The sequence below is a fragment of the Candidatus Arsenophonus phytopathogenicus genome, from assembly GCF_056113345.1.
In genome coordinates, this window is sequence record NZ_JBUIOB010000019.1 from 383,147 (window position 1) to 401,523 (window position 18,377).

General features: G+C 36.9%; 8 protein-coding genes, 1 other RNA gene and 12 pseudogenes. 14 read left to right on the forward strand and 7 right to left on the reverse strand.

The annotated features are described in order from the left end of the window. Nucleotides 1-173: 173 nt before the first annotated feature. From rprA to AC01GB_RS16715, 11 genes and pseudogenes are all read left to right on the forward strand, one after another. Nucleotides 174-282: antisense sRNA RprA (gene rprA / locus AC01GB_RS16665), an RNA gene on the forward strand. 885 nt (nucleotides 283-1,167) lie between these two features. After that, a pseudogene (hemP, locus tag AC01GB_RS16670) lies at nucleotides 1,168-1,280 on the forward strand (hemin uptake protein HemP); the annotation flags it as partial. Between the two features lie 157 nt (nucleotides 1,281-1,437). Next, nucleotides 1,438-1,665, forward strand: coding sequence for a hypothetical protein (locus tag AC01GB_RS16675; protein WP_474452752.1), 228 nt, complete (start codon nucleotides 1,438-1,440; stop codon nucleotides 1,663-1,665). A gap of 224 nt (nucleotides 1,666-1,889) precedes the next feature. Beyond that, the gene (locus tag AC01GB_RS16680) at nucleotides 1,890-2,759 is read left to right on the forward strand and encodes a TonB-dependent receptor plug domain-containing protein (protein ID WP_474452927.1); all 870 of its coding nucleotides are present in this window, start codon (nucleotides 1,890-1,892) and stop codon (nucleotides 2,757-2,759) included. 51 nt (nucleotides 2,760-2,810) lie between these two features. Continuing rightward, nucleotides 2,811-3,263 (forward strand): hypothetical protein, encoded by a 453-nt coding sequence (locus tag AC01GB_RS16685; protein ID WP_474452753.1) that lies wholly within the window; start codon nucleotides 2,811-2,813, stop codon nucleotides 3,261-3,263. A gap of 519 nt (nucleotides 3,264-3,782) precedes the next feature. Then, nucleotides 3,783-4,352, forward strand: a pseudogene (locus AC01GB_RS16690) (ChuX/HutX family heme-like substrate-binding protein). Between the two features lie 10 nt (nucleotides 4,353-4,362). Continuing rightward, nucleotides 4,363-4,572: pseudogene (locus AC01GB_RS16695) on the forward strand (hemin-degrading factor); the annotation flags it as partial. Next, entirely contained in the window at nucleotides 4,560-4,778 is a 219-nt protein-coding gene (locus AC01GB_RS16700; protein WP_474452928.1) for a ChuX/HutX family heme-like substrate-binding protein, read from the forward strand. The pseudogene AC01GB_RS16695 and the gene AC01GB_RS16700, both read left to right, overlap by 13 nt. Before the next feature lie 20 nt (nucleotides 4,779-4,798). Next, nucleotides 4,799-5,577, forward strand: a pseudogene (locus tag AC01GB_RS16705) (heme/hemin ABC transporter substrate-binding protein). A 23-nt stretch (nucleotides 5,578-5,600) separates the two neighbouring features. Next, nucleotides 5,601-6,464: pseudogene (locus AC01GB_RS16710) on the forward strand (FecCD family ABC transporter permease); the annotation flags it as partial. Nucleotides 6,465-6,474: 10 nt separating this feature from the next. Continuing rightward, a pseudogene (locus AC01GB_RS16715) lies at nucleotides 6,475-7,264 on the forward strand (heme ABC transporter ATP-binding protein). Nucleotides 7,265-7,395: 131 nt separating this feature from the next. Here AC01GB_RS16715 and AC01GB_RS16720 read toward each other — a convergent pair. The 4 genes and pseudogenes from AC01GB_RS16720 to AC01GB_RS16735 all read right to left on the reverse strand — a co-directional run bounded on the left by AC01GB_RS16720 (nucleotide 7,396) and on the right by AC01GB_RS16735 (nucleotide 9,658). Further along, nucleotides 7,396-7,866, reverse strand: a pseudogene (locus AC01GB_RS16720) (putative PEP-binding protein). Nucleotides 7,867-8,074: 208 nt separating this feature from the next. Further along, nucleotides 8,075-8,428, reverse strand: a complete 354-nt coding sequence (locus tag AC01GB_RS16725; protein WP_474452755.1) for a hypothetical protein — start codon at nucleotides 8,426-8,428, stop codon at nucleotides 8,075-8,077. 148 nt (nucleotides 8,429-8,576) lie between these two features. Continuing rightward, nucleotides 8,577-8,966: pseudogene (locus AC01GB_RS16730) on the reverse strand (PEP/pyruvate-binding domain-containing protein). Nucleotides 8,967-8,989: 23 nt separating this feature from the next. Then, nucleotides 8,990-9,658: a PEP/pyruvate-binding domain-containing protein gene (locus AC01GB_RS16735; protein ID WP_474452756.1), complete on the reverse strand. Its 669-nt coding sequence runs from the start codon at nucleotides 9,656-9,658 to the stop codon at nucleotides 8,990-8,992. A gap of 242 nt (nucleotides 9,659-9,900) precedes the next feature. On the opposite strand from AC01GB_RS16735, the pseudogene ppsR reads away from it, so the two are divergent. The 3 genes and pseudogenes from ppsR (at nucleotide 9,901) to AC01GB_RS16750 (ending at nucleotide 13,703) form a co-directional block, all read left to right on the forward strand. Further along, nucleotides 9,901-10,740: pseudogene (ppsR, locus tag AC01GB_RS16740) on the forward strand (posphoenolpyruvate synthetase regulatory kinase/phosphorylase PpsR). A 138-nt stretch (nucleotides 10,741-10,878) separates the two neighbouring features. Continuing rightward, on the forward strand, nucleotides 10,879-11,925 hold the full coding sequence (locus AC01GB_RS16745; protein ID WP_474452758.1) for a 3-deoxy-7-phosphoheptulonate synthase: 1,047 nt from the start codon (nucleotides 10,879-10,881) through the stop codon (nucleotides 11,923-11,925). Between the two features lie 291 nt (nucleotides 11,926-12,216). Beyond that, nucleotides 12,217-13,703, forward strand: a pseudogene (locus AC01GB_RS16750) (helicase HerA-like domain-containing protein). A 221-nt stretch (nucleotides 13,704-13,924) separates the two neighbouring features. On the opposite strand, the pseudogene AC01GB_RS16755 reads toward AC01GB_RS16750, so the two are convergent. The 3 genes and pseudogenes from AC01GB_RS16755 to guaB form a co-directional block, all read right to left on the reverse strand. Continuing rightward, nucleotides 13,925-14,502: pseudogene (locus AC01GB_RS16755) on the reverse strand (lytic polysaccharide monooxygenase). Between the two features lie 499 nt (nucleotides 14,503-15,001). After that, nucleotides 15,002-16,580, reverse strand: a pseudogene (gene guaA / locus AC01GB_RS16760) (glutamine-hydrolyzing GMP synthase). A 64-nt stretch (nucleotides 16,581-16,644) separates the two neighbouring features. Next, nucleotides 16,645-18,105 carry an IMP dehydrogenase gene (gene guaB, locus AC01GB_RS16765; RefSeq protein WP_474452929.1) on the reverse strand — a complete coding sequence of 487 codons (1,461 nt, stop codon included), beginning with the start codon at nucleotides 18,103-18,105 and terminating at the stop codon, nucleotides 16,645-16,647. Nucleotides 18,106-18,377 lie beyond the last annotated feature (272 nt).

Genomic DNA, 18,377 nt, shown 5'->3' on the forward strand with positions numbered 1-18,377 from the left:
AGAATACCGATTAATACCGTACAATTAAATTTCATTAATTTTAACATTAGTATGATTAAATAATAATCTTATATAATTATACTATAAAGTGAAATTTTTATTGAGATAATTCTTAGTGATAAAACCTTAGAGTTATCTTAATATAATGCTTATAGATTAACCTCTTTATAAATTATTGGTTACAATATTCCTAGCATTATTATGCAATAAAAAATCATGAAACCTACAAAATATTGCTGTGTGTAGTCTTTGCCTGTCAGCCCATGATAGGCTTTTTTTTCTATTGTAAATAGTAATATTAATGATAATCAATTGATTTATAATGATATTATTGAATTTTATTTATAATAATCTAAAGCGTATCTGCTATAAAGTAAGATACTTACCTATCAATATTCATATTTTTAATTAAGCCTGCCAAATATTGATTAATAAAACATGCATAAACCTTACCTGTTATTCATTTACCACTCAATTGATTATCTAATACTATATATTATTATTTGATTTCTATTATATAACAGTAAATAAACCTTATTCTATATCATAATCTGGTCTGTCATCCGTCCAGCTATAATTAAACATATAATTTACAAATTTCAACTATGTTATTTTTTTAACGTCACTGAATATAAATAAAATAGTAAAAATAACCTAAAGTTAACAATAAATAAGTAAATGGAATACCATGAAAATCAAATAAAAGTTTTGAACGATATATTCTGACTATAATATAAACAAATAAAATCTATTATTTAATAATAACATTTTATTATATAATTGCATTTAGATTAAAAAATATATTTATTATCTATTTTATTGCTCAAAGAATGAATAAAAAAACTATAAAAAACAGATAAATATTACTAATTATTCTAATACCATCTAAAATAATAATCTTGCTTTATAAAAATTATTTATATTCTTTCAACCATCCTTTATGAGAATAATTCTATTTTCTTGTTTTTAAAATAAATTTCTTAATTATTTATCATTATTTCACTTTATCACTGTTTATCTGCAGATGAAAAACCTTGATTAACAACAACAATAATAATTATCATTACTATTACCATTATTTAGTTATACCTCTTCGATATGAACAAACTCAGACAAAGTAATTTACTAAATTCAGATATAAAACAAATTACAACCCAGATGATTAATACCATCAATAGCCAACATTTATTGGATCAAAAAGGAGTTGCTAATATCTACATCAAGGTGAAATTTATCAATTACGCCAGACCAGAGCAGGAAAATTAATATTAACCAAATAAAATAATCAAAACCAAGCCACCTAACTACTATCAGGCAGCTAATTTTTAAATCTATTATAACAATAGGGAAGGATACCTATGGGTCTAAATAAAAAACTTATTTAAAATCAATTAATTATATTAAATATTCACTATATGGCGTACCTTGATCATCGGAATGCTGATTCCGCAGCCATCCTGGGCAAAAGCAGACGATAAAACCATTACCGTATACGCTGATCAAGCAATGCCAAATATATCCACTACCGCTAAAACATATACGGTAATTGATACTAGCAAGCCAAAATATCAATATGCATCTAACGCATTAGATTTATTAAGAAGCATTCCCGGTGTTAGCCTATCTGGCTTTGGTAGTACTCATGGCAAAAATTTAAACATGTGAGGTTATGAAAGTTCCAGGGTTCTCATAACCATTGACGGTATTCGGCAAGATATTGATGCTGGAACAATCACCGGCACCTTTCTAGACCCAATGTTTATAAAAAAATCATTTCTATTCAAGGTAGTAATAGCCTACAAGATGGTAGTGGAGCCCTTGGTGGTACTATCGACTTAAAAATAGTTAATGCACGAGATCTGCTGGCTCCAGAGCAATCTCATGGTGCTATTCTAACCTTAGGCTATAGCCATAATGATCAAGGATATCAATATGGTAGCTTATTATTTGGTAGAACTAACGACACTGATAGATTAATTGCCTTTAGTACAAGATCAAAAGGATCGCCTCATCTCAGTGATGGCTCAATTCCTTTTAATAAGGAGGATATTCACAGTCTACTCGCCAAAGGCAACTGGGCAATCACTCCATCATATATGATTTCAGCTCAATTACGCTATTATCAAAATGATGGAATACAACTTAGAAACCCAGAAGTTGTCAAACCTAGCCGCTACGATCGCATTACCAGCCGATATGATATGCAATTGACACAAAAAATTTATCCGGTTCATACGGAAAATTGGCTTATAGATTGGGATCTTTACTACAGTAAGCTAATAATCAAACAAAAACCTATTAATAAAAACAATGATGAAAACCGTTCCCTTATTAGCCAAGGAAGCAAGATAATTAACCATTTTATCTGGGATCATAACCAGTTTGCTGCTCACCAATTCAACATTGGTAGCGAATTTTATCAACAACAGCAAGAGTCTAATAAACTGGCGGATCGCTTTCCTGCAGCAACCTTGCGCAATATAGCGGTTTGGTTAGAAGATGAAATTCGATTAAATAAATTACCAATTACATTTTCTATCGGTACTCGTTATTCTAACTATAGAAATGATAGTGATAGATACGCTAGCAATCAAGATTCTCAATGGAAATCTCGTGGCGCAGTTAACTTTACTCCCACACACTGGTTGGAGATTTTTAGTTCTTATGCCGAGGGCTACAGAACGCCTACCTTAAATGAAATTTATAATGATTCAAAACACTTCGCTATGAATTATTTTACGCCAAACCCTAATCTATAACCTGAACGCAATCAAACAATTGAATACGGTGTAAATTTACAGTTTGATAATATGTTACTGGCTAATAATAGCTTACAATGGCGAACAGCTATTTTTGATACTAAAGCGACTAATTACATTAAAACCCAAATTCATGGCTTTCCTCCCATTGGCAAAACATTAAGTATCAATACACCATCTGTGGTTATCCATGGTATAGATAGTAGAATTAATTATACCACTCCTTGGTTCAATGCTGTTCTCGCTTACAATCGAACTCATGCGAAAGACACCACATCTGGTATGAGCATTTCATCGATTCGACCAGAAAGTTTGACGGCTTCACTTGATGTACCACTGGCTAATAGCGGTTTTTCATTTAGCTGGATTGGACAGTTTGCCACCAGAACTAATAGCTCTGGCGACCATAGAGGTAAAGATAAATATTGGAATCCTATCACTCAACAAGCGGGTTATAGTACCAATGACTTCTATCTATATTATCAAGGAAATGGGCGGTTATGAGGCATAAATTCCACCCTATCATTAACCAATGCATTTAATAAGTCCTACACCTCATCATTAGGTATTCCACAGGAAGGCAGGAATATACATTTTAAAATTAATTATCGCTGGTAATTATTTTTATTAACGTAATAGCAAGTCATGAGTAATTATTTATTTTACTAATGACAATTAATTTTATTGCGAAATTTCTCTCTATCAGATCAAAATTTTGTCATAAATACGTTTTTAGAGCAAAAAACAAACAAAATAATAAAAATCAGACAATCTAAAGCAACAAGTGGTTTATAGAGCTAAAGATTTCTATTTAAGCTATTAGTAATGACAAACAGGATTTTAAATTTAATAAATCGGAGAGACCTACAATTTACACCTATGTCCAACATTAGGCATAGCAGGTTAGTGATAGTAATAAATAAATTATGGATCAATACATATACCTAATAAGGAAATGAAAGTATGAACGATTCACTTTATAACCGCGACCAGCAGGCAAAACAGCAGAATAATCTGTAATCAATGGTAGAGTCGGCAAACTATTTAAATGTCACAGAAGCAGAATTGATTTATGCATGTGCAAATGCTGATGATGCTAAACAGTTAAATATAAACCCAACACTATTATTACCTGAATTAGCAAATCTAGGTGAAATAAAAGCAATTACCAATAATAAGTATGCCACTCATATCCATACTGTGCTGTATATTATCTAAAAATGTCTCAGTTAAGGCAAAGCTGATTGCCCAGTAGTGATCAAGAAAAATATGCAAATCCAGTTCTCTGGGATTAAGAACAATACCAGTCAGGTTGTTTAAAGGAACATTTTTGAATTCACCAGTATTCAGGTTTTTGATCATTATGGTAATGCCGTACATAAGATCTATGCCACTGAAAAAACCAATATGGCTGTTTGGTATAAGTTAATCAATCAATATCAAATGACCGCCAATCCACCATTAAATTTGCGTCCTATTACTGCCTATCAACAACCACCAAATATTAACGAAGCGGTAAAAAAAACAACTAGAAACAGATTGGCGCAATATGACAAACGTTCATCAATTTTTTCAATTATTGTAAAAACATAATGTCAAACGGCAACAAATCTTCGCCGCAGTTAGCGACGAACTTGCTTATCAGGTTAATAATCATTCTCTCTATCACATCCTGCACTCCGCCTTTAATCAACAAAATGAAATTATGATCTTCGTTGGTAACCTTGGATGCATGCAAATATTTACCGGATGCATTCAAAAGCTAGCGGCTTATCATGATAAACAAAGTGCCCACAGAAAATTAATGTTTTAAATACAAAATTCTCCCTCAATGTGATTGAAACTGGCATCGCTAACAGTTGGGTAACACGTAAACCAACCAAGGATGGTATAGTCACCAGCCTGGAAATTTTTGATCACTATGGCAATCAAGTCATTCAACTATTTGGTCAACGTACCAAAGGAGAACCTGAACAATTAGATTGGCAAAAGCAAATTTCAACCTTAACTAAAATATAATGACAGGAGTTAAACTTAATATGAAATTAGAGCTTCTCTCCATCATCATATTTTTACTCATTCCTTATTCTCAGACAAATGAACGCATTATTACCCTTGGAGGGGACATTACTGAAATTATCTTTGCCCTTAATGAAGGAAAGCAGGTTATTGCTCGAGATAGTACCAGTCGTCAACCAGAATCGGTATTAAAGCTTCCTGACGTAGGCTATATGCGTATGTTAAATGCTGAAGGCATTTTATCGCTATACCCAACACTAATCTTAGCAAGTGAACAAGCTAAACCCGATTTAGTCCTAAAACAAATTCAACAAACAGGAGTGAAAATAATAAAAGTAACAGGAACACCTTCTCTGGCAGCCATACCAGAAAAATTCGCACCATTGCTAACACTATCCAGCAGCCACAAAAAGGTGAACAACTCATCGATAAATTTAATGAGCAATTGTCATTAATTAAGACTGCTCCTTTGCAGCAAAAAATCATTTTCATATTTAGCCATAATGGAATTGTACCGTTAGTCGCCGGTCAACGCACCGCGGCAGATAGTATTATTTCAACGGTCGGGGCCAAAAATGCACTGCAAGGTTTTAATGGTTATCTGCCAATTTCTCAAGAGACCATCATTGCCAGCCAACCTAATTGGATTTTAATTACCCTTGAAGGGCTCCGCTCTTTAGGTGGAATAGAAAAAGTCTGGCGATTACCGGGTATTAATATGACACCTGCCGGAAAAAACAAAGCATTACTCGTCGTTAATGATTTAGGGCTGCTCGGATTTGGCTTGTCGACGCCCTAGCGTTATGAAACAAATACATGATACTTTGGAAAAAACCAATAAATGATGAAACAATTCGCTTACCCCGTATTTTGCTGGCATTATTAGTCGGCTGTGCATTAGCCGTTGCGGGTGCTATTATGCAAGGGCTATTTCGTAACCCATTAACCGATCCCGGCTTACTTGGCATTAGTAGCGGATCAGCCCTTGGTGTTGCGCTTTTTATTGTTCTTCCCTTCCCCAGTTCTTCACTGTTAAGTGACTATGGTTATTTGATAGCCGCGTTTACTGGTGGCTTTATTATTGCAATAGTTATTTTTTCATTAACCCATTATTCAAATAGCCATTTAACAAAATTACTTTTATCAGGCATAGCGATTAGTACATTATGCGTATCTTTCATTGGTGTACTTAGCTATATTAGCGATGACCAACAGTTACAGAGCTTTACATTATGGATGATGGGCTCTTTAAGTCAAAATAATGGTGTCATATTAGCCATTGCCACCACCATCATCTCACTGACCATACTTATTACCTTACAACAAAGTAAGAAACTTAATTTATTACAATTAGGTGATGAAGAGGCCCATTATCTCGGTTTAAAAGTAAAAAAAAATTTATCCTGTTACCACTTAGCTCACTTTTAATTGGTTGTGCTGTTGCGCTAAGTGGAATAATTGGTTTTATTGGCCTAGTTGTCCCGCATCTTATTAGAATAAGCTTTGGCGCCAACCATAAATGGTTATTACCCGCTTGTGCTTTAGCCGGGGCCGCTTTACTACTTACTGCTGATACCAATCGCTCGTACCATAGCCACACCGGCAGAAATTCCAGTAGGCTTAATTACCGGGTTAATTGGTGCCCCTTATTTTCTCTATCTTATTTTAAAACAGTCACAAGGTTAGTAATAAAATTATGTGCCCCTCTTCCCCACCTTTTATTGCAGCAAAACGACTCTGTTATAGAGTAAACAGTCAAAATATTATTGATGATTTATCACTGTCACTCTATCACAACCAAATAAGTATTATTATCGGGCCTAACGGTGCCGGAAAATAGACCTTACTACGTTTATTGACCGGCTTTCTTACACCACATACTGGAGACTGTTTATTAGAAGGGAAATTGCTGGCAACCTGGGATATTAATAAATTATCGCGTAATCGTGCGGTAATGCGTCAACATAACCAACTCAACTTTCCGTTTACCGTTGAAGAAATTGTGCCAATGGGACGAACTCCCTATGGTAGTTATTATTTCAATCAAGCTATCGAAAGTGCATTAATACAAACAGACTGCCTGGCATTGCGTTATCGAAATTACCAACAACTTTCTGGCGGAGAACAAACAACGTGTTCAGCTAGCGCGAGTTATCGCCCAACTTTGGCAGCCTGAGCCCAATAATAGCTATTTATTTTTGGATGAACCAACCTCGGCACTTGATCTCTATCATCAGCAGCAAAGTTTACGTTTATTACATCGATTAAATCGAGAACAATCTATTGGCATCTGTTGTGTATTACATGATTTAAGCCTAGCAGCATTATATGCAGATCGCATTTATTTACTTTATCGGGGGCGACTTAGTGTCGGCACGCCGCAACAAGTCATGATAGAAGACAATTTACGCCGCTGGTACAGAGCCAATCTTTATGTGAAAATTCATCCAGACAAAAAGGTTCCACAAATATTTTTACATCATTAACTAATTGGTTTTGATTGATAATAGTCAGTTAAAAGCATAAATATTAAATATTGATCGCCACTAACTGAGTCTGTTTTTTTATGTTCAGACTCAGTTTGCAAAATAAATTTAATTAATAAAATTAACCAGTACTAATCATTTTCGGTCAGTGACAACCATGTTTTCATCACCGTATCGGGATTAAGTGAAAGACTATCAATCCCTTCTTTCATTAACCATTGGGCAAAATCCTGATGATCAGAAGGACCTTGACCACAAATACCTACATACTTGCCTTGCTGTTTCGCGGCTGTTATCGCCATTGAAATTAATGCTTTTACCGCTTCATTACGTTCATCAAATAGTGAAGAAATAATACCCGAATCACAATCAAGCCCGAGGGTTAATCATGTCATATCATTCGAACCAATAGAAAATCCATCAAAATAGGCAAGAAATTATTCTGCTAATAGGGTATTTGATGGAATTTCACACATCATTATAATTTTCAAACCATTTTCACCGCGTTTTAAACCATGATGTGCTAACTCCTCAATAACAGCTTCTGCTTGAGCTACGGTTCTGACAAATGGGATCATAATCTCAACATTGGTAAACCCCATGATATTTTGCACTCGCTTGACCGATTCACACTCTTAAGTTAACATATTTAGTTGATTTAAAATCAGATAAACGGACAATCAGCCGTTTCGGCCAAAATGCTGCCGTTAGCGTTGCAATTCCTTCTGTTAAGCGACAAATGTAAAACTCAACCGGATCCTGATAACCTAACATTATCGCTCGAATTTCAGCCTGTAACTCAGCTGTTTGTTACTCAAACTCTAATAAAGCCCGTGGATGGACCCCAATCATGCGATTAATAATAAATTCCAAACGTGCCAAACCAACGCCATCATTAGGTAAACAAGCAAAATCAAATGCACGATCAGGATTACCAACATTCATCATAATTTTCACCTTTAATGGTGGCATTTTATCAACCTGACCCCTTTTGATTTCAAATGGTAATTTATCAGCATAAACAAAGCCGGTATCACCTTCAGCGCAAGAGGCTGTCACTAATTGGCCCTCTTGTAGCCGCTCAGTCGCGTCACCGCAACCAACCACAGCCGGAATAAATTCACGAGCCCGCGTGGCAAGTACGTCCACCACGATTAGTGACAATAGCAGCGGCTCGTTTCATGACGGGCTCCCAATCAGGATTATCGGTAACCAAAACATCACCTCGCCTGCACACGACTCATTTCACTAATATCGTGGATAATTTTAACTGTTCCTGCACCAATACGTTGGCCAATAGCACGCCCTTCTACTAATACCTTACCGGTTTTTTTATTTGATAGCGCTCCATTACCTGATGATTAGAACGGACAGTTTCAGGAAGCGCCTGGACAATATATAATTTACCATTATGGCCATCTTTAGCCCATTCAATGTCCATTGGCCGGCCATAATGCTGCTCAATTAATAATGCCTGATGAGCAAGGGTTTCAACTTCAGATCCGCTAACGAAAAACTATTACGCTGTTTTTCGGCTACCTCTTCAATTCTCACCTGCTTACCATGTTGATGATTATCAGAATAAACCATCCGCATTTTTTTCGAGCCTAACGTTCTACGCACAATAGCTGGACGGCCCGCTTTTTAATGTCGGTTTATGCACATAAAATTCATCAGGATTAACCTCTCCTTGAACAACCATCTCGCCAAGCCCACACGCTGAGGTTAATATAAAACTACCTGATCAAAACCTGATTCGGTATCTAAAGTAAACATTACGCCCGAAGAAGCTAAATCAGAACGTACCATGCGTTGAATACCAGCAGAAAGCGCGATACCACGATGATCATAACCTTGATGAACTCGATATGAGATAGCCCGGTCGTTAAATAGTGAAGCAAAAACATGTTTAATAGCAACCATTACCGCGTCAATACCTTGTACATTCAAAAAAGTTTCTTGCTGACCTGCAAAAGAAGCATCTGGCATATCTTCGGCAGTAGCAGAAGAACGTACAGCAAAAGAAATATCAGGCTCATCGGCGGATAATTGCAAAAAAGCCTGCCGAATATCTTGTTCTAATTTATCGCCAAAAGGGGTATCGATGATCCATTGCCGGATTTGGCAACCTGCTTTGGCTAATTGAGTTACATCGTCAATATCAATTTCATCCAATAATTGGTATATACGCTGATTAACCACACCTTGTTCTAAAAAATCATTGAAAGATCGGGCGGTAGTGGCAAAACCATTCGGCACCATAACATTCAGATCAGCTAAATGTGTGATCATTTCACCTAAAGAAGAGTTCTTTCCACCAACTAAATCAACATCATTCATAGTAAGCTGGTTATACCAAAGTATATTGCATGAAGTACGGCCATTATCGGACATTGAAAAAGATCCCTTATTAAAATAAATTCATAGGAAGTGTAAATATTTTAGTTAGTTGGCAAAAATTATCTCATCATTAAGACTAACATAGTGTTGAACCAAAAATGGAATGGTGAATCGATCAAGCTCATAATAATATTTTTTAACACCAGATAATCTATCATTCGGCTAACAAATTTTTACATTTGATCTTTATTATTTTACTTTCTAAAAATAGAATTAAAGAGAAGGAAAATTAACCAATGGACAATCATCACGCCAAAAATTTAGAACGCTGTGTATTTTTTATCTCTGACGGAACCGCTATTACTGTAAAGACACTCGGGCATTCAGTTTCATCACAATTTCCGCTAAATTTTTCTTCTTACACACTACCGTTTGCCACCAGCGAAAAACGCGCCGAAGAAATAAAACAAAAAATTGATCAAATCTATTCAAAAACCCATCTCCGGCCGTTGGTTTTCTACTCGATTATCTCTCCAACAGTAAAAAAAATTATTACCAATAGTGCCGGCTGTTGTCATGATATTGTCCAATCTTTAATTGATCCGATCCAGCAAGAGATCGGCTTAAAACCCGAACCAAAGCTCAACCGTACGCATGGACTATCTAATCTAAATCAATATGATGCTAGAATTGCGGCGATTAAATATACATTAGCGCACGATGATGGTATATCACTAAAAAATCTCGATCAGGATCAGGTTATTTTACTTGGGGTTTCGCGCTGTGGTAAAACACCCACCAGCCTCTATTTAGCCATGCAATTTGCCATCCAGGCTGCCAATTATCCTTTCACCGCAGATGATATGGATAATTTACAATTACCACTTGCATTAAAACCTTATATAAATAAACTTTTTGGTCTAACAATTAGCCCTGAGCGTCTAGCCGCTATTCGTTAAGAGCGCTATGAAAAAAGTCGTTATGCTTCTTTGCATCAATGTCGGATAGAATTAACTTAGGTAGAGGCTTTATTTAGAAGACATAATGTTAACTATTTAAATACAACTAATTACTCTGTCGAAGAGATTTCAGCCAAAATTATTGAAATATTTGGGCTAAGTCGTCGTATATTTTAACAATTTAAAATTAGCTGAGAAACGCTCATTACTTTAACGATATCTTAAACAACCATTAGATCCAGTTTATTTTCAGTTATGGTAATGCTAATTTATTTGCCAGAAAATCGACTCTATTGAATTATATATGAGATAAATATGTATAAAATCGATGAGTTAAGAATTCAACCTATTGATAGCCTTATTACGCCTCAAGCACTGGTGGATGAATTTCCGCTATCTAAAGAAATTATCAAAAATGTGACAACGTCACGAAAATCGATTGAGTCAATTTTAATTGGCCAAGATCAACGCCTATTGGTGGTCATTGGCCCCTGCTCTGTACATGATACCCACGCGGCACTTGAATATGCCAAAATGTTGGCTAAAGTGCGCGACGAATATAAAGATTATCTTGAAATCGTGATGCGTACCTATTTTGAAAAACCACGTACGGTGATTGGCTGGAAAGGTTTAATTTCCGATCCTGACCTAAACAATTCGTGCCAAGTTAATAAAGGCTTGCGTTTAGCCCGTGAGCTACTAACTAATATTAATCAACTTGGACTACCAACAGCAACTGAATTTTTAGATATGATAACCGGTCAGTATGTAGCCGATCTTATTAGCTGGGAAGCTGTCGGCGCCAGAACAACAGAAAGCCAAATCCATCGACAAATGGCATCAGCTCTGTCGTGTCCGGTTGGTTTCAAAAACGGTACCGACGGCAATATTAATATTGCTATCAATGCTATTCGTGCCGCACGTGCCAGCCATGTATTTTTATCGCCTGATAAGAATGGCCAAATGACTATTTATCAAACGAAAGGTAACCCTTATGGCCATATTATTATGCGGGGAGGAAAACGACCTAATTATAGCGCTGAAGATATTGCCATAGCCTCTAGTCAGTTACGCAAATTGGGATTACCGGAACGATTGGTTATCGACTTTAGCCATGGTAATTGCCAAAAAATTCATCAACGCCAAATCGATGTCGCTAAAAACATTGCTCAACAATTGCAAAAAGGCTCGAAGGCTATCGCCGGCATTATGGCAGAAAGTTTTCTAATAGAAGGTACCCAGAAAGTCACTGCCGGCAAGCCGCTTACCTATGGTCAGTCTATTACCGCCCCTTGCCTAGGCTGGCAAGACACTGAACAATTACTAACTATACTTGCTGAAGCGGTAAAACATCGATTTTAGTCATCATAAAGAAGAATTTTTAAGTCACAATTAAATTAATTGTCAAACAAAATTCTTCCTTACCAATAAGTTATTTTATCTGGACGGATTTACTGAATTTTTTATTATTAAAATACCAAATGCCCCACCATTAGCTATCTTTACCCTATACACTTGTATAATTTTTTATTGAGCCTATTTTAACAATCGCATTTACTATTTTGTCTGGTAATTAAAAATTTAACTAAAATTTACTATCAAGCCTGGCAACAAAATTATACCCATTATGCCGACTACAGAGGATATTTTTAGATGCAAACATCTCTCGTCATCGCTAAAAATAATGAAACTGAATTAGCCATATTACCTGCACTGGCAAATCGACATGGATTAATTACTGGTGCAACAGGAACAGGTAAAACAGTAACGCTATAAAAAATGGCGGAAAGTTTTTCTCAAATTGGGGTGCCGTTTTTTATGACAGATGTAAAAGGTGATCTTTCGGGTATTGGTGCAAAAGGTGTATTAACGCCTAAATTGCAATCACGCCTCGAAGCTCTTGGCGTAACAGACTGGCACCCAGCTGCTTGTCCTGCCACTTTCTGGGATGTTTTTGCAGAACTTCAGACACCCGGTGCGGGCAACCATCTCAGATATGGGACAATTGCTATTATCACGGTTGATGAATTTAAATGATGTGTAAAGTGGTGTATTACAACTTATTTTTAAAATTGCCGATGACAACGGCTTACTATTGCTGGACATGAAAGATCTGCGCTCTACCGTTCAATATGTTGGTGAAAATGCGAAACAATTTCAAACTGAATACGGTAACATTGCCAGCACCTCAATCGGCGCCACACAACGTGGCTTATTAACCCTTGAACAACAAGGCCCTGATTACTTTTTCGGCGAACCTATGCTTGATATCGTTGACCTGATCAAAAATGATCCTAATGGCCAAGGGATGGTCAATATTCTTGCCGCAGAAAAGCTCTATAATCAGCCTAAGCTCTACGCGGTGTTTCTATTATGGTTATTATCGGAACTTTTTGGACGTTTGCCTGAAATGGGTGATGTTGAAAAACCAAAACTGGTGTTTTTCTTTGATGAAGCCCATCTACTTTTTACTAATGCACCAACAGCATTACTAGAAAAAATCGAACAAGTTGTTCGACTGATCCGTTCAAAAGGGATTGGCGTTTATTTTGTTACCCAAAATCCACTTGATATTCCCGATAATATTCTAGGACAGTTAGGCAATCGGGTTCAGCATGCATTACGAGCATTTACGTCACGTGATCAAAAAGCAGTTAAAGCAGTAGCCGAAACTATGCGAGCAAATCCAGATTTTAAAGCTGAACAGGCAATAACTGAACTTGGGTTGGTGAAGCATTAATCTCGTTCTTAGACGAAAAAGGGCGTCCTAATATAGTTCAAAGAGCTTTTGTTATTGAGCCAGACTCACGTATGGGAGTATTAACTGCCGAAGAACGCAATAGCTACTTGATCATTCAGATATTTATGGCAAGCATGAGAAGATGCTGGATCGCGAGTCAGCCTATGAAAAACTGACAAATCAAACAAGCAATGATATATCGGCGACCAACCCAGTAAATCAAACAACAAAAAATACCGAAGATAATGGATTTGTCGGCGGCTTAAAAGATTTTCTTTTTGGTTCAACTGGCCCTAGAGGGGGTAAAAAAGAGGGTTTAGTGCAAACGGCAACGAAATCTGCAGTACGTCAAATCAGTAATCAAATTATTCGTGGCATTTTAGGCGGTAGAAAACGTTAAAAATAACCAATAACAAACCTGGCTGTAGCTTAAACCAGGTTTGTTAATCAAATATCCTAATGTAATAAGTAACAAGTAGTTTTATTTACATCATAAAATAGAAAAAATTACTTGTTAATACTATTTAGCAGCCAATCGCAGTCACTGTAGTGCTTTCAGCTAAATCAAAATTTTTTAATACCATTAGTTACTAAAGAAAAGTCGCTGTAAGATGATTAAAACTAGCGAGTTTTCATATTGGCATCAATAACTTGATAAAATGCATTATGTATCATCTATGGCCCATACACCTAAAATGACCTGATAACCGGTACGTTTAGGTACTTGGCATTTCATGGTAACTCTCTCGAGCAGGTGCCGATCCACCATCAAATCGTGAACAAAAGGGTTTTAATTCAAATACAGCACGACTTAATGGAGCATTAGGATTCCCAATCTTGTTTGGTAATAAAATATTCCCAGCCGGTGGTTCTATGTGGAGCCGTTAATGTCCAATGGAAGATATTTTCACCTGATACCACATTAACCTTAGTCCAACTAGTTGCCGTTTGCTCATCTAATTGCTTAAACGCCCCCCACACCAGCACTGGCTATTTTGCCATCAGCAGGCCCTCTTTGTGGAAAACCTTTTCGACCTTCAACTGATTGCGGTTCATACTGAATTGGGCCACAACTCTAGTTTTGCAGTGTTGAACGGCGAATCAATATATCCATGCATAGGTTTGATTTCAGTGCCGGTACTAGCAAAACTCGAAGCACTGATTAACGTTAACGTTGCCAACAATAATTTGGTTTTCATTTTTCTTACTCCTTAAGCAATAAATTTGATTTCTGCAAAGAAATAATTAGTAATAAACACAATAACAGCGCAAAAAATTATCATCCCAGAACAAGCTCGATATCAATTTAAATTAATTATTTAACGCTTAAAAAAACACTTACAATATTTTTGAAAAAGAACTAATAAATATAAATTATTATTATTATTATTATTATTATTATTATTATTATTATTATTATTATTATTATTATTATTAAAATCTTAATTAAAGTTTTATAAAACATGATTTTCATATTTAATGTTTAGTTAAGAAATAAAATAAATTTTCAAACAGCCATGTTATATAACATGGAAAAATATTAATCAAATTAATTAGAATTGGTATTTTTCATTAATTTTTAAATAAAATATTTAATTATATTCTTATTAAAATAACAATATAATTCTCAGTAACAAAAAACCCAGTAAAAATTTTTACTGGGTTGTTGATATAAAGTTATTTTGGCAATCGGCGTTTTTATTCCCACTCAATCGTCGCTGGTGGTTTGCCGCTAATATCGTAAACTACTCGAGAGATGCCGGCCACTTCATTGATAATTCTATTTGACACCCGGCCAAGAAAATCATAGGGCAAATGGGCCCAATGGGCAGTCATGAAATCAATAGTTTCAACCGCGCGCAATGACACAACCCAGTCATATTTTCGGCCATCTCCCATTACGCCAACAGAGCGTGCCGGCAGGAAAACAGTAAAAGCTTGGCTGACTTTATGATAAAGATCGGCTTTATGTAATTCTTCAATGAAAATGGCATCTGCCTGACGTAACAGATCACAATAGGCTTTCTTCACCTCACCAAGTACCCGCACACCTAAGCCTGGGCCAGGAAATGGGTGACGGTATAACATGTCATAAGGAAGTCCTAACTCCAGGCCTACTTTACGCACCTCATCTTTAAATAACTCTTTTAATGGCTCAACTAATCCCAGTTTCATTTCCTGCTGGTAAGCCACCCACGTTATGGTGAGATTTAATGACATGCGCTTTGCCGGTAGCTGAAGCGGCAGATTCGATTACGTCCGGATAAATAGTACCCTGAGCCAACCATTTTACTTGCGTTTGTTTCGCCGCTTGCTCATCAAATACTTCAATAAAAACGCGGCCGATCGCTTTACGCTTTAATTCTGGCTCATCAATCCCTGCCAATGCGCTAAGAAAGCGCTCTTCTGCAGCCACATGAATAATATTAAGATCAAATTTACCGGCAAACATGGCCATAACTTGCTGCGCTTCATTTAAGCGTAACAAACCATTATCAACAAACACACAAGTAAACTGCTTACCAATAGCACGATTGAGTAATAACGCAGCAACCGATGAATCAACGCCGCCTGATAATGCCAGAATAACTTGATCATCACCAATCTGTGCCTTCAAGCGCTGTACCGTATCTTCAACAATCGCCGCCGCGGTCCAACGAGCTTCACAGCGGCAAATATCTAATACAAAACGCTGTAGAATAGCTGCTCCTTGATGAGTGTGAGTCACTTCAGGATGAAACTGAACACCATAGAAACGTTTTTCTTCATTAGCCATAATGGCAAATGGGCAGCTATCGGTACTGGCGATAACTTTAAAATCAGCTGGAATTGCCGTCAGTTTATCGCCATGACTCATCCAGACATCTAACTGTGGTTTACCATCTGCACCTAAGCTGTCATAAATATCGCTAAATAGTTCACAGGATTGTTGAATGGACACCTGGGCGTAACCAAACTCTCGCTCGCCAGACACCTCAACTTGCCCACCTAATTGGATGGACATCGTTTGCATGCCATAACAAATACCCAATACCGGAACACCAGCCTGAAAAATATACTCCGGTGCACGTGGGCTATTTAGTTCAGTGGTACTCTCCGGCCCGCCAGAAAGAATAATTCCAGTAGGATTAAATTCACGGATCTGTACCTCGGAAACATCCCAAGCCCAAAGTTCACAATAAACGCCAATTTCACGAATACGACGAGCAATTAATTGCGTGTATTGTGAACCAAAATCGAGAATCAAAATTCGGTATTGATGAATGTCAGTTGTCATCTAAAGATAATTCCAAAACAAATAATAATTTGACGGTTTATAGCAAAAACCGCTAATAAAATAATTAACCTAAACGATAATTAGGTGATTCTTTGGTAATGGTAACATCATGTACATGACTCTCTTGGATACCGGCACCACTAATACGCACAAATTCTGCTTTGCTTCTTAATTCATCAATAGTGGCACAACCGGTCAGTCCCATACAAGAACGAAGGCCACCCATTTGCTGATGAACAATATTCTTCAAAAATCCTTTATAAGCAACCCGTCCTTCGATGCCTTCAGGTACCAATTTATCTGCAGCATTATCGGTTTGGAAGTAACGATCGGAAGAGCCTTTCGACATTGCACCTAATGATCCCATTCCTCGGTAGGCTTTATAAGAGCGTCCTTGAAACAAGATAGTTTCACCTGGTGACTCCTCAGTACCGGCAAGCATTGAGCCAACCATAACGCAAGAGGCACCGGCAGCCAGTGCTTTAGCAATATCACCCGAGAAGCGAATACCGCCATCGGCAATTATCGGTATATTCATGCCTCTCAGCGCCTCAACGGCATCGGCAATAGCAGTGATCTGAGGTACACCAACACCAGTGACAATTCGCGTTGTACAGATAGAACCCGGGCCAATACCAACTTTCACCGCGCTGGCACCTGCTTCAACCAAAGCTTTAGCCCCTTCGCCGGTGGCAACATTACCACCAATAATCGGCAAATTAAGATATTTTGCTCTCGTTTCACGAATACGTTGTAAAACTCCTTGTGAATGTCCATGGGAAGAGTCAATTAACAACACATCAACACCGGCAGCCACTAATGCCTCAATACGTTGTTCATTATTCGCGCCAGCGCCAACCGCTGCGCCTACTCGCAAGCGACCTTGCTCATCTTTACATGAATTGGGCTTGCGTTCAGCTTTCTGAAAATCTTTTACTGTGATCATACCAAATAGGTGAAAGTTATCATCAACCACCAATGCTTTTTCAATACGTCTTTCATGCAATTTTTGCAAAACCACATCACGGGATTCACCCTCTTTGACCGTGACCAAATGGGGTTTAGCTGTCATAACCGCCGTAACCGGCTGATCCAAATCCGTCACAAAACGGATATCACGGCCAGTAATGATACCAACCAATTCTTTATTATTAACCACAGGATAACCAGCAAAACCATTACGCTCAGCCATTTCATAAACTTCACGAATTGTGGTTTCGGGTGTGACGGTAACCGGATCGATAACGATGCCACTTTCATACTTTTTAACGCGGCGAACTTCTTCTGCTTGACGCTCAATTGGCATATTTTTATGAATAAAACCAATTCCGCCCTCTTGGGCTAATGCGATAGCTAAATCTGATTCAGTCACAGTATCCATGGCGGCAGAAAGCATAGGAATATTTAAACGGATCGAGGCAGTTAATTGAGTTGATAAATCAGCAGTATTAGGCAATACATCTGAGTATGCAGGAACTAACAATACATCATCGAATGTTAGTGCTTCTTTCTTAATACGTAGCATAAGCAATATCTCACCAGGCAGGATTTGGAAAAAGATAAAATATTGCGCCGTATTATACATGACGAAATTTATTGACTCCAGTACTTTCTCACTAAAATTCATTTTTAGCTGACAAAAACGCATACTACTATGATCAAATTTAGATTTTTGCTTGTAAATAATTTATTTATTAATCGAATTATTTAATTAATTTTAAAGCAAATAAATATTACATGAATTAGGAGGTATTTTGCTTAATTTATTCTGACTAACCCGTCACTTTTTAAAATTGA